Source organism: Pseudomonas sp. KU26590 (genome assembly GCF_026153515.1).
In the GTDB taxonomy this organism is placed as follows: Bacteria; Pseudomonadota; Gammaproteobacteria; order Pseudomonadales; family Pseudomonadaceae; genus Aquipseudomonas.
Window position 1 is genome coordinate 1564953 of sequence record NZ_CP110644.1, and the last position, 12811, is coordinate 1577763.

The window sequence follows — 12811 nt, forward strand, 5'->3', positions numbered from 1 at the left end:
ATGATTCTTGCTTCTCTCCATAGTTTACGGGCGCAGGTCGCTATCGTCGTGGCCATCCTCGTGCTTGTCCTGAGCTGCATATTTGGCGCCGTCATCGGTGAATCCTCGATTTCCAGTCTGAAGGAGCAGACCGGGTTGCAGCTCACCGAGTCAGCGTATTTGATGGTAGATCGTCTCGACTACGACATGAGCGCCCGTGCCAAAGAGCTTGCAGTGCTCAGTGACCTGGAAGCGCTTCGTGACCCTGCACGCGCCGGCCAGGCGCGCAAGCTTTTGAATAGCCTCAGCGACAACTTTCCCAGTTATTCCTGGATCGGTCTTACCGATGCGCACGGCACGGTGGTCGCGTCTACCGACAGCGTGCTGGAGGGCGTTAACATTTCGAAGCGACCCGTTTTCGCCAATGGTCTCGAAAAGACCTTTGTCGGCGATGTTCATGATGCGGTAATGCTCGCAAAACTCCTTCCCAATCCCTCCGGGGAAGCCATGAAGTTTGTCGACATCAGTATGCCGGTGCGGGATGAGACCGGACGGCTTGCAGGTGTTCTCGCCACGCACCTGTCCTGGAATTGGGCCTATGAAGTGGGGAGAACGCTACTGGAGCCTTTGCAGCAACGCTTGCCGAGTCTGGAGTTCCTGGTCATTGGCGAGGACGGAACAGTGTTGCTCGGGCCCAAGCAACTGATTGGCAAACCCCTTGGCCTCCAGCTCCCACGGGTGGTCAGCAAAAGCGGCTCGGTTGAAACCTGGCCGGACGGTATCCAATACCTGACCGGCGCCGCCAAAAGTGTGGGAATTGGCGATTATCCCGGCCTGGGCTGGACTGTCATTGCCAGGCAACCGGTGTCCGTTGCGTTTGCCGAAGCCCTGAAGGTTCGCAGTGAAATCTTTGCCTGGGGCAGTGCCCTCTCCATCGCTTTTGCGGTCATCGGCTGGTTTGCAGCAGGCATGATCACCAAGCCGGTCAACAAAATTGCCGACGCCGCTGCTCGCCTTTCTGAGGGCGCCAATGTGCGTATTCCGTTACTCCACGGTTCGCGGGAAGTAGAGACACTGAGTGTCGCGATCCGCCACCTCGTCGACAGTCTGACGTCGAAGAGAAGCCAGTTGGCGATGGTTGAAGGCATTGCCTACCGAGATGGGGTGACCGGCCTGCCTAACCGAGCGGCGCTGGAAAAATATGTCGAGGCGGTGCGCAGCGAATGGAGGGACGGACTTAGCTACGGCGTTCTGTGTCTGGACCTGGACGGATTCAAGTCCGTCAACGACCGTTTCGGGCATGCCATGGGTGATGCGCTGCTTCAGCAAGTCGGGATGAGGCTTTTGGCCACGGTACGTGATGGGGACATTGCCGTGCGTCACGGTGGCGACGAATTCGTGCTTCTCCTGGCCTTGCGCCCAGGTGAGTCCTTATCCAGCGTTCAGCGCGCCGCTCAGCGGGTGATAGCGAAACTTGAGGAACCGATGACGCTCACTGGCGAGGTCATTAACGTCAGTTGCAGCGTGGGCGGGGCGATCTGGACCGGCGGTGCTTTTGCCGACGTTCTGGCGCAGTCGGATGAGGCGCTCTATCGGGCCAAACGTGCAGGAAAAGCTCAGGCGCAGTTTTACGATATCACCGGCCTTTCTGATTTCCGATGCGTAAAACGCTTAGATGGCCTTTCCTGAAGATGGATTCGTGGGCCGATGGTGTTGGAGTTGATGTCCCAGGCGCCCGCTCATAAGGCATTTCTCAGGGTTTGCAGGTAGGCAACCTGACGGGTGAATTCGCTGCTGGACAGGCGCTGCTCCGGCCGGGGTCGCAGCGCCTGGCCGATGTTGCTGGTGGACTGACGCGTCATGCGTGCCAGCGTTTGCCACTGCTCGGTAACGGCGAGGGTTTCAAAACCGGGATGCCGTTGCCGGGCGCGGCGCAGTATGTCCTGCTGCAAGGCGCGCAACGCGGCGTGCTGACCCTCGCGGCGGAGCATGAAGTCGGCGCTTGCGCGCAGGTGTTCGCTGAGCTGACGGCGGCCGCGCGACAGGATTGGCAGCATCGGGCCATGGCGAATGCCTGCATGCCACAGCGTCGCGATCAGGCACAGCGCCAGGGCGAGCAGGGCCTGTGGGAAGTATTTCCAGAGCAGCCCGAACAGGTTGTCGTGTTCAGTGCGCAGCACCATCGTCACGGTGCTGTCCTGGCTCAGGTACCAGAGCAGCCAGGCATTATCGTATTCGCCGATGGCGTGGGTTTTCCAGAGGTCGGCGTCGGTGACGACGGTGATCAATCCAGAGCCGTACACCATTTGCAGCAAGTGCGTGGCGTCAGCGCTGTTGGCCCATGACTGTGCATGGTCCTCGGGGTCATCCAGGTGGAAGGCGGGGTCGAAGCTCATGTAGGCGGGGTCGTTTTCGTTTTGCACGAACATCCGGGTCAATTCTGGCCATGGCGTTTCTGGGCCTTGAATGTCCGGCGTGCTCAGCGGGATGACCGGCTTGAGCTGTTCGCGTTGCCGTTCGCGGTCCTGCTCTTGCAGATCCTGGGTGAGGAATTGATGAATCTGCAATTGATCCAGCAACAGGTCGCCGCTGCTTCCCTTGGTTGGGTCCCACAACTGTTCGGCAACAAACAGAAGCCGGCCACCTGAGCGGGTCCAGGCCAGCAAGCGCTTTACCTCGGACGGCGTCATCTTCTCGCGGAAATCCAGCAGCATGAGCGTTTGCGGCTGGTCTTGGATGTCAGGGAGAGTGGCGAGCGTTTCAACCGTCTTCACCTGAATGTTTCGCTGACGCAGGAAGGTCTGAGCGGCGAGGTAAGGGTTGGCCAGCGCTTCAGGCGAAGGGCCCTGGTCGACAGTTTCCTGATAACGCTCGAGCCGCTTCAGCACGGGCACACTGGCGATGACGATGCTCACCAGCATCAGCGCGGCGACCAGCCCGATGATCCACCGCCGGCTCATGCGCCTGCCCCCGGCGCGAACAACTTACGCCAGCCTGAACACAGCGTCTGTCGCGCCTGATCCGGCGGCACTTGGTGACCGTAGGCGAGGTTCTGCCAGTGGCGCGTCAGCTCATGGCTGAAGTCATCGAGGGATGACTGCTTGAGCTCGGCGATACGCGCCAGTATCTGGCCCTCGGTGTCTGCGCTTTTCAGCGGCAAGTGGTAATCGGTCAACAGGCGGCTCAGCAGTGCGCGGTAAAGCAGACTCAATGCCTCGCGCGGTGACTGCTGCCACAGCCTCTCCGCAGCATCGGCGACATCCGCCGGCAGGCTTTCAGCGCGGACTTGTAAGCCAAAGAGTTGGTGAGGCATGTCTTGTGGTGCAGGTGCCTTGGGTGGGCTTTTACTTACGAAGGTGGCGAACCAGGCCCGATAACGCCAGATCACCCACCCAACCGTGAGGCCGAGCAGCGTCCATAGCAACGCGCCAAATAGCGTCGACAGGGTCTTGCCCACGTTGAGCGCGCCGACCACCAGCTGCGCCAGCCAGTTCGGTGTCTCGGCTGACTTGGCATCATGCTTGGCGTCATGCTTGGCATCGTAAGTGGGCTGGGCGATGCGCCACCCGGACACTGGTTTGGGATTTTTGAACGGCGGTTGTTCAAGCACGGCATCGATGGCGCTCTGCGACGCCTGGCTGGTCAGCGGCTGGTTAAGCAGGCGTGGTGAGTCGGGCGGTGCAACGTCTTCGTCAGTCTGCGGGTTGTCCAGCGGCGGCAGCGGGCAGCTGTTGCCCGACTCGCTGGGGATTTCGTCCGCCATCGACTGATCTGTCATCGACTGGTTTGCGGTCGACTCTGCCATGGCTGAAGACGGCAGAAACGCCAGCGCCAAGACGCCCCCCAGTAACAACGCCAGTGCGCTGCCCAGCACACGCTGACGCAGCTTGCGCAAACCCAGTTCGATGTCCCACGCCTCCAATGCGGTTCGGCGATTGAGGTACAGCGCAAACCCGCACGACACATACACTGGCCCCCACACGATCAGCACCAGGGCATAAAACCCGTTGGTCAGATGCTCCAGCCAGTTCCACTCACCCTCGATGTCCAGCAGGCTGCGCCATGACCAGTCGGCTTCGATCTGCGGCGGAATCATGGCGTAGAACAGCACCATCAGGCCGATCCAGAAGGTCATTTCAAGGGTGCTGCCCAGCGCGGTCAGCAGACGCGCCGCCCGGGAATCCTTCTGGCCAAGCACGGCGATCCGTTGCGCGCGAGGCAGCCCGTCTAGCCCCTCTAATTGCTGCACCGGCTGGTAGAAGCTGCGGCTAAGACTCAGACGCCGCCAGGTCAGGGTCGCTATCAGCTGCGGTTTGAGTGCGGACGGAAGGCTTTTCAGTGCCTGCCTGAGCGAAGGTGCCGGGCCGAACAGCGCCTGGGACAGAATCAGCAGCGGCAGCCGTTCGTAGGCTGGCTTCAGCCACCAGAACACAAGCACTGCCACTGACGGGTAATCCCACAGCAGCAGGGTCAAGAGCGCGAAGATAGGCAAGGTGACGATCGCCCAACTGGTCATCAGCAAGGCGCGGTGCCGTTGCGCCAGGAGAACGCCCAGGTCGATGGCCTCCCAGTTCGTACGTGGGCGTATGACAACGCTGGCGTCAGTCAGGCGCATGGGGCGTGCGTCCGGCAAGAGTGAGGTAGGCGCCGACCAGCAGCCACAACGAAGCGCCGACCCCATATTTGGCCGTGGCTGGCGGCCAGCTCATCGAAGACCAGTACGCTTCAATGAATGCAGCCATGAGCAGGAAGATCATGACCCCGGCAATCAGTCGCACGCTGATCTGTGCAGCGCGGCGAAGCGCTTCGCCTCGACGCAGTCTACCGGGAGCAACCAGCGCCCAACCGAGCTTCAGCCCCGCCGCACCCGCCAGCATGATGCCGGTCAGCTCGAAGGCGCTGTGCCCGACCACGAACGGCCAGAAGGTTGCGCCCATGCCTGCGTCAGTGAGATGGCCCGCAACCGCGCCAATCATCAGCCCGTTGAAGAACAGAAAAAACAGACTGCCGACACCGAAGAACAGGCCGCTGGCGAAGGTCTGGAAAGCAATGCCGACGTTGTGCATGACGTAGTAGCCGAACATCAGCCAGTCAGTGCTCGATGCGCGCTCGGTCGTCTGCCCGATGCGCCGTGCGGCGGGCTCGTACATCGCGTGCATGTCGGCGACATCGGCGGGGCTGACGACGCTGTACACCAAGTCCGGATAGCCGTAGACCAGCAGCGCCATGAGCGTCAGGCTGCCAAAAAACAGCAGGCCGGCGAGGGCGACCCATCGCCATTCAGCACGCACCAGCCGTGGAAAGTCTGCCAGCACAAAGCTCAACAATTGTGCAGTGAACTGGCTTCGGTGGCGATACAACTGCTGGTGGCCGCGCATCGCAAGCTGTTGCAGTTGCTCGACCAGATGACTGGCGTACCCACGGTCAATCGCCAGCGCAAGGTGTTGGCAGATCTGACGGTATTCGCGGCTGAAGCCCGCGCAGGATTCGCTTTTACCGCGGTTCCCTTCCAGCGCCTCAAGACGCGTTGCAAAACGCTGCCAGTCTTCTGCATGACGTTGTTCGAACAGGCTCTGCTTCATGACGAACCGGCCAGGCTGCGGGCTATGCCATTCAATTGCCGGACCGGAGAGTGCGGGTCTGGCGATGCAGACAACTGCAAGGGCTGCGTGACGATGGCGGCGAGTTCCTGAGCCCTCGCCGGAGAAAGTGTGTTTTGCCGCTCGGCAAAGGCCTGTATGGCGCGCTGCTCCTCCAGCAAGAGGGGCAGCGGCGGATTGATCGCGGTGGCTTCAGCCAGTGGCGGCCGCTGCGGGGGAAGATCCCGATAGATGACCAGCGTGCCGGCGGCGAGATCCCCAAGCCGCTTGAACAGCGGGTGCTGCAAACAGGTAAACGCGCCAACGCAGTAGCCGAACGGCAACATGTCGACAAAGCGCAGCAGGTTGCGCAGCACTGAGGCCGACCAGCCAATCGGCGTGCCGTCATCGTGAATGACCCGCAGCCCCATGATCTGTTTCCCCGGCGTGCGTCCTTGGTGCAGCACCTCGAAGAGCACCATATAGCCCCAGGTCCCGATAAACAGCGCGAGCATGAACAACCCGGTGCCGAAGTCGCCCAGTGTGCCCAGCACAAAAAACAGCGCACCCAGCAATACGCCACGAATCATCAGGTCGATGCCGAAAGCAATTGAACGGGACAGTAAGCCGGCGGGGCGCAGGATGAGGTCTATACCTTCGGGCGTTTCCATGCGCACACGAGTGTCCAGCAGGGCAAGCGGTGCAGCACATCCTGGCTCTGCATGGGAAAGGGACATAAGGAAAGGTACGCCGGTGAAAGAGGTTTGATGCTAGCCACGCCTGAGTCGCTAAGCAACAGGATGATTCTGGACACTATGTGGGAAGGGTCCTGTTACAACTTGCTGCCCATCGACGGCCGACACTTTCGCACAAACTGTGTCGCAGTATCCCGGGTCGTAGGGTGTATTCGCTGGCATCAGACGCGCAAGGGCATCTGTTAAACTCGCCCGGTCTTTTGTTCAGGATCAGCCCGTGACTTCCAGCATCTTCTGGTACGACTACGAAACCACCGGGATCAATCCACGCAACGACCGCCCGCTGCAAGTGGCGGGCATTCGTACGGACGATCAGCTCAACGAGATCGGCGAACCGATCAACCTCTATTGCCAGCCCGGCGATGACATCCTGCCCCATCCGGCGGCGTGTCTGGTAACAGGCATCACGCCTGACCGGCTCGCGGAAAAGGGGCTGTGTGAAGCAGATTTCATGACGCGATTGCACGCGCAGATGTCTCTCGCCGGCACCTGCAGCGCGGGTTACAACACGTTGCGTTTCGACGATGAGATGACCCGCTACAGTTTTTACCGAAACTTCTTCGATCCCTACGCCCGCGAATGGCAGGGCGGTAACAGCCGCTGGGATCTGATCGACGTGGTGCGCACGGCTTATGCGTTGCGTCCGGAGGGCATTGTCTGGCCGGAAGAAGAGGGACGGGTCACGCTGAAGCTCGAGCGGCTGACGGCGGCCAACGGCATTGATCATGGCCATGCCCACGACGCGCTCTCCGATGTCCGCGCAACCATCGCGCTGGCGCGTCTGGTCCGCGATAAGCAACCCAAACTTTACGATTACCTTTTTGAATTGCGCTTCAAGCACAAGGTGCAGGATCAGATTCGATTGATGCAGCCGCTTGTGCATATATCGGGTCGGTTCTCCGCGGCCCGAAGTTACGTGAGCGTCGTACTCCCGCTGGCCTGGCATCCGGTCAACCGGAACGCATTGATTGTCTGTGACCTGTTCCATGACCACAGCCCGTTGCTGGACGAAGACGGCGAGACCTTGCGTCAGCGTCTATATACCCGTCGCGAAGATCTGCTCGAAGGCCAGTTACCGGTCCCGCTCAAATTGCTGCATGTTAATAAATGCCCGGTCATTGCCCCGCTGAGTGTGCTCCGGGAGGAGGACCGCCAGCGTCTGCAACTGGACATGAGTGTTTATAAAATGCGCGTCGCCGCATTGAACGAAGGGCAGACGAACTGGCAGGACAAGTTGAAAAGCGTGTACGCCAACGACAACTTCGCCACCAGTGAGGATCCGGAGCAGCAGTTATACGATGGCTTCATCAATGATCGGGACCGTCGTCTCTGCGAGCAGGTGCGAATTGCAGAGCCGCAGCAACTGGCTACCGATGTCTGGCCGTTCGATGATCCCCGGCTGCCTGAGTTGTTATTCCGGTACCGCGCCCGCAACTTTGCCGAAACCCTGAGTGTTGCAGAGCAACAGCGCTGGTTGGCGTTTTGTCAGTTGCGCCTGAGCGATCCTCAGGCCGGCGCGCCCAATACGCTCAAGGCGTTCAGCCGTGCGCTGGTCGAACGCTCGCTGAACGCCACACCCGAGCAACTCAAGGTGCTCGCCCAGTGGCAGGAATACTCGCTGGTGTTGAAACAGCGCCTGGGGCTTTAAGCCGCGGGGCAATTGTCGGCCAATAAAAAACGCCAGCGTAAGCTGGCGTCTTTTTGGGTCGAACATCTCTGCACGACGGCTGACTCTAAACCCGGGAATTAACCCAGCAGAGTTGCCCAGCCTTCAACCTCGTCGCCGCCCCACTTGGCTTTCCACTCTTTCAGCGTCTTGTGATTGCCGCCTTTGGTTTCGATGATTTCACCGTTGTGCGGGTTCTTGTATTGCTTGACCTTGCGAGCGCGCTTGGTGCCGACCGGCTTTACAGCAGCGCCACGTGGCGCCTTCATTTTGGACTCTGGATCCAACAGCGCGATGATGTCGCGCAGGGACTTTTGATATTCGCCCATCAACGTGCGCAGTTTGCCTTCGAACTCAAGTTCTTTCTGCAGTTTGTCGTCTTGTTGCAGGTTTTGCAGGCGGGCTTGCAGTTCTTTGATAGCTTCTTCTGTTGCGCGGTATTCGTTGATCAGTGACATGGGGGTTACCTATGTTGTGATGGACATGATGCGATGGCGCATAATAATCAGAGTATTTGCGCAAGTAAACATTTAAGAAAAGTTTTATCCGTAGCATTTTGAAATAGCCGCAGACATACCCTCGATTTAGATACACATGTTGCGTTATAGAACGCCAATCACCGTGCCGTTTTTAGTGAAGTGTCTGGCGTCGAGTTTCCGTCGCCGATGACCCGATCCGGCACTTGCGCATTAATCCCGCCGGGTGCGCTTTTTTGCCGCCTGAAATGAGCAGCATACGGGTACTGCACAGTCCTCAGGTAATCGCTAGAATGGCGGCCTTTGCGAAGTTCTGGAGTTTTTCACATGCGCACTTTTCGTCTGGTGATTGCTTGCCCGGACCGTGTCGGTATCGTTGCCAAGGTCAGTAACTTTCTGGCGTCGTACAGCGGCTGGATTACCGAAGCGAGCCATCACTCTGACAATCTCAGCGGCTGGTTTTTCATGCGTCATGAAATGCGCGCGGACACCCTGCCTTTCGACCTCGAAGGTTTCCGTGAAGCCTTTGCGCCCATCGCCGAAGAGTTTTCGATGGACTGGCGCATTACTGATTCCGCGCAGAAAAAGCGCGTCGTGCTCATGGCAAGCCGGGAGTCCCATTGCCTGGCTGACCTGTTGCACCGCTGGCACAGCGACGAACTGGACTGCGAAATCGCCTGCGTGATATCCAACCACCAGGACCTGCGCAGCATGGTCGAGTGGCACAACATTCCTTATTACCACGTACCGGTTGATCCCCAAGACAAAGAGCCTGCGTTCGCCGAAGTCTCGCGTCTGGTCAAACACCACGAAGCCGACGTTGTTGTGCTGGCGCGTTACATGCAGATCCTCCCGCCGCAACTGTGCCGGGAGTACGCGCACCAGGTCATTAACATTCACCACAGCTTCCTGCCTTCGTTTGTCGGCGCCAAGCCGTATCACCAAGCCTCGCTGCGTGGCGTGAAACTCATCGGCGCAACTTGCCACTATGTCACTGAAGAACTGGACGCCGGTCCGATCATCGAGCAGGACGTGGTGCGCGTCAGCCATCGCGACAGCATCGAAAACATGGTGCGTTTCGGTCGCGACGTGGAAAAGATGGTGCTCGCTCGCGGCCTGCGCGCTCACCTGGAAGACCGCGTGCTGGTGCATGACAACAAGACTGTTGTATTTGATTAATCGGTTTGGGTGAGCCGCTGAAGTTCAGCGGCTTACCGCAACACGATTGTCTGCGAACAGTGAAGCTTCTCCGGCAAGACAGGCGCAATCACCATGACCGACCCCCTCGACAAAGCCACATCCAAAGCCCCGCCGACCCTTGGCGAGGGATGCCTGAGCCGTTATGACGTTGATGCAATGTCGCCGGAAGACGGCACGGACTTCGAGGGGGCCGAAGCGTTATGGAAGGAACTGACGTCTGCCCAACGGCAAGACGAATCAGACAGTCTTGATCCGCAGTAACTTGTTCAACAGAGGGCGCCCGACCATCAACAGGAACACCGGACCGCCCGCCACCAGATAGAAGTAATAGGTGACGATCCGCCAGATGAGGATCGCCGCCGCTGCCGTCGACTTGCCCACCATCGGCGCCAACAGAGCGGCCGACGTCAACTCCGCCGCTCCGGCACCGCCCGGCGACAGGCTGAACTGCCCGGCGCTCAGCGACAGCATCTGCACCAGGAACGTCCACGCCCAGTCGATATTCACGCCCAACCCTTGCAGCGCCAGGTACAGCACGCTGTAACGCAAACTCCAGTGCACACAGGTCAGCGCAAACACTTGCAGCAGAATGCGGTGCGGCATCTTCCATGTTTCAGCCAGCGCGTCGCGAAAATGCAGCAGCTTGCGCGCCCAGCGAATACGCGTGCTGTTCTTGCGCTTCAGGCGCTTGAGCACCCGGCCGTTGAACAGAATGATGCGTCGGTGATACCGCGCGAACCCGGCGCAGGCGCAAAGCCCGGCGCCGATCAGCAGGGCGCTGGCAATGAGCATCCACTCGAGGTTTTCGCTGAGTTGATGGAACACCGCGTAAATCAGAATGCCGATCAGTGCGAGCAGGAAAAACACCAGATCCATCAACTGGTCGGTGGCGAAGGCCGCAGTGCTTTTCGCCGGGCCGATGCCGCTGCGCGAGAGCAGTGCCACCAGCGTCAACGGGGCGCCGCTGCCCCCGGGCGTCGCGCAGTAGGCGAACTCCGTGGCCATCACCACAGCGAGGCTTTTGCGCATGCCGAGCCCGCTGGCGGCCTCGCCGAGCAACAGGCGCAAGCGCATCGTGTTCATGCACCAGCCCACCAACACCATGACGAACATGCCGATCAGGAGCATTACCGGGAAATTGCGCAGGCGATGGAACATGTCCGCGCCGCCCATGAAGAACGGGATCAACAGGGCGAGTATCAGTGCTGCTGCGAGCCAGCCAAGTCGCCTCACGCCGCGGACCTGGCGGCATTCAGACCCTGTAGCCAGGCAAATTTGCTGGTCGGCGTACGGCCGTCGTTCAGCAAGCGCTCAAGGGCTTGCAGCCAGTAACGACGGGAAAAGTCGTGGCGCATGTCTACAGGGTGCAGACCCAGACGAATAGTTGCGGCGTTGTGCAATTGAGCCTCACGGTGGTTGCTGACGATTTTCGATACCCCCCGGCGCCAGGCGCTGCGAGCGCTCCAGACGATACCGGGTGCATCGATCTCGGAAAAGTCCGGCAGACGATACAAGTGTTGGGCATCACTTGTGTAGTCCAATGGCAATTTTCGCAGAGCATTGCGCGTGCCTTCACTCATCAGCCAGGCCGGGGCGACGAATCCGTGAAGCGGCCAGCCGTTGCGCCGGAACACCTCCATGCCGGCTTCGAGCCGCCGCATCGCCTGCTGCTCGTCAAGGGTGTAGAACTCGCCTTCCCAGGTGTAAATGCGCCGCATGAAAAAATCCTGTGGCGTGCGCGGGGCAGGGCTGTCGTCGCAATGGTAATAACCGTGCAGCGCCAGTTCATCGCCCCGTGCCAGACGGTCGTGCATCAACTGCTGGAAATCCGGGTTGGCCTCGATCGGGTCATGCTTGTGAAAGTCTGGCACCACCAGCCAGGTGATGGGGACGTTTCCCAGCGCATCGACGGCTTGTACAAACGGACGATAATCCGGCCAGGTCTGTGGTGCCACGTCGTGGAGCACCAGCATCAGGCTGCGCTGCGTGATTGCGGCAATCTCAACCATGGGCGTACACCGGCTGGTGGGCGCCGAGCACCGCCTGGTAATGGCCGAGCAAGCTGGCGACCACGGTGTCCCACGCGTACTGCGCCTCGACATGACGCCGCCCATGTGCACCTCGGCGTGCCGCATTCTCGGCAAACAGCTGACGCACCGCTGCCGCCATGGCCAGCGGATCATTGGGCTCGCACAGCAGGCCGCAGTGCTCGGGGATGATTTCGCGGAACGCGCCGGCATCCACGGCGACCACCGGAATACCGCTGGCCATGGCTTCGATCACCACCAGGCCGAAGGTTTCCTGATCCCCGGCATGCACCAGCGCATCAGCGCTCGCCAATAGGCGCGCGACTTCGGCGGCAGGGCGGAATTTATCCACAATCGTCACGTTGGCCGGCACGCCGGTTGGCATATGAGAACCCACCAGCATCAGGTGGTAATCCGCGCCCAGCGCCTTCATGCAGTCGAGCAGAACGGTCAGGTTCTTCTCTTTCGAGCCTCGGCCCGCAAAGACAAGCAGGTACGTTTCATCTGTCAGGCCCAGCTCGGCCTTAAGCCCAGGATCCCGACGAGAAGGATGAAACGTCTGCAGATCAACCCCCAACTGTTGCACATGAACGTTCTTCACGCCCAGCCGGATCAGCTTGTCCGCCATCGCCGCGCTCGGCGCCAGCACCCGGTCAAAGTTGCCGTAGAGCTTGCTCACGTAATTCTCGACGTTGGCGCCCAGCCAGGTGCCGATGCGGTTGCGCACCAGCAGCGGCAGGTCGGAGTGGTAGAAGCCAATCACCGGCACGTCCAGTTGCCGTCGCGCATCCAGTGCGGCCCAAGCCGTCAGGTAAGGATCGCCGACTTCAATGAGGTCCGGCCGCAGACTTCGCAGGGCATCTCGCCAGGGACCGACGCGCAGCGGAAACCGATAGCCGTTGCCAAACGGCACGGGCGGTGCCGGCACGCGGTACACGCCGTCCTCATGGCTGCTTTGCGGCCCGGGAATCAGCAGGCTGTGTCGCACGCCCGGGTAAAGCGCGAGGCGACGGTGTTTGGCGTCCAGGTACGTGCGCACGCCGCCGCTGGCAGGGGCGTAGAACATGGTCATGTCAGCGATATGCACAGTAAGGCTCCGTCCGGTGGTCGGTACTTGCGGTTGACCATC

At 60.2% G+C, this 12811-nt stretch carries 12 protein-coding genes; 4 read left to right on the plus strand and 8 right to left on the minus strand.

Annotation, left to right across the window (positions count from 1 at the left end):
• On the plus strand, positions 1-1668 hold the full coding sequence (locus tag OKW98_RS07100) for a diguanylate cyclase domain-containing protein (protein ID WP_265388537.1): 1668 nt from the start codon (positions 1-3) through the stop codon (positions 1666-1668).
• Positions 1669-1718: 50 nt separating this feature from the next.
• Here the strand turns inward: OKW98_RS07100 and OKW98_RS07105 are convergent, their stop codons facing one another.
• The 4 genes from OKW98_RS07105 to OKW98_RS07120 are packed head-to-tail and all read right to left on the minus strand — an operon-like array spanning position 1719 to position 6295.
• Positions 1719-2939 (minus strand): DUF4350 domain-containing protein, encoded by a 1221-nt coding sequence (locus OKW98_RS07105; RefSeq protein ID WP_265388538.1) that lies wholly within the window; start codon positions 2937-2939, stop codon positions 1719-1721.
• Positions 2936-4594, minus strand: a complete 1659-nt coding sequence (locus OKW98_RS07110) for a DUF4129 domain-containing protein (protein ID WP_265388539.1) — start codon at positions 4592-4594, stop codon at positions 2936-2938. Before OKW98_RS07110 ends, OKW98_RS07105 begins: the two co-directional genes overlap by 4 nt.
• Positions 4581-5561 (minus strand): stage II sporulation protein M, encoded by a 981-nt coding sequence (locus tag OKW98_RS07115; RefSeq protein WP_265388540.1) that lies wholly within the window; start codon positions 5559-5561, stop codon positions 4581-4583. Before OKW98_RS07115 ends, OKW98_RS07110 begins: the two co-directional genes overlap by 14 nt.
• On the minus strand, positions 5558-6295 hold the full coding sequence (locus tag OKW98_RS07120) for an RDD family protein (RefSeq protein WP_265388541.1): 738 nt from the start codon (positions 6293-6295) through the stop codon (positions 5558-5560). The genes OKW98_RS07115 and OKW98_RS07120 overlap by 4 nt, the downstream gene beginning before the upstream one ends.
• 235 nt (positions 6296-6530) lie before the next feature.
• Here OKW98_RS07120 and sbcB point away from each other — a divergent pair, with 235 nt between their 5' ends.
• Positions 6531-7961 carry an exodeoxyribonuclease I gene (sbcB, locus tag OKW98_RS07125; RefSeq protein WP_265388542.1) on the plus strand — a complete coding sequence of 477 codons (1431 nt, stop codon included), beginning with the start codon at positions 6531-6533 and terminating at the stop codon, positions 7959-7961.
• A 98-nt stretch (positions 7962-8059) separates the two neighbouring features.
• Here sbcB and mvaT read toward each other — a convergent pair whose 3' ends face one another.
• Positions 8060-8437, minus strand: a complete 378-nt coding sequence (gene mvaT / locus OKW98_RS07130; protein WP_065992265.1) for a histone-like nucleoid-structuring protein MvaT — start codon at positions 8435-8437, stop codon at positions 8060-8062.
• A gap of 345 nt (positions 8438-8782) precedes the next feature.
• Here mvaT and purU point away from each other — a divergent pair, with 345 nt between their 5' ends.
• On the plus strand, positions 8783-9634 hold the full coding sequence (purU, locus tag OKW98_RS07135; RefSeq protein ID WP_265388543.1) for a formyltetrahydrofolate deformylase: 852 nt from the start codon (positions 8783-8785) through the stop codon (positions 9632-9634).
• A gap of 93 nt (positions 9635-9727) precedes the next feature.
• Positions 9728-9916 (plus strand): hypothetical protein, encoded by a 189-nt coding sequence (locus tag OKW98_RS07140; protein WP_265388544.1) that lies wholly within the window; start codon positions 9728-9730, stop codon positions 9914-9916.
• Here OKW98_RS07140 and OKW98_RS07145 read toward each other — a convergent pair.
• The 3 genes from OKW98_RS07145 to OKW98_RS07155 are packed head-to-tail and all read right to left on the minus strand — an operon-like array spanning position 9893 to position 12769.
• Positions 9893-10888, minus strand: coding sequence for a lysylphosphatidylglycerol synthase transmembrane domain-containing protein (locus OKW98_RS07145; RefSeq protein ID WP_265388545.1), 996 nt, complete (start codon positions 10886-10888; stop codon positions 9893-9895). The two genes, OKW98_RS07140 and OKW98_RS07145, sit on opposite strands and share 24 nt — an antisense overlap.
• Positions 10885-11664, minus strand: a complete 780-nt coding sequence (locus OKW98_RS07150; protein WP_265388546.1) for a polysaccharide deacetylase family protein — start codon at positions 11662-11664, stop codon at positions 10885-10887. The genes OKW98_RS07145 and OKW98_RS07150 overlap by 4 nt, the downstream gene beginning before the upstream one ends.
• Entirely contained in the window at positions 11657-12769 is a 1113-nt protein-coding gene (locus OKW98_RS07155; RefSeq protein ID WP_265388547.1) for a glycosyltransferase family 4 protein, read from the minus strand. Before OKW98_RS07155 ends, OKW98_RS07150 begins: the two co-directional genes overlap by 8 nt.
• Positions 12770-12811 lie beyond the last annotated feature (42 nt).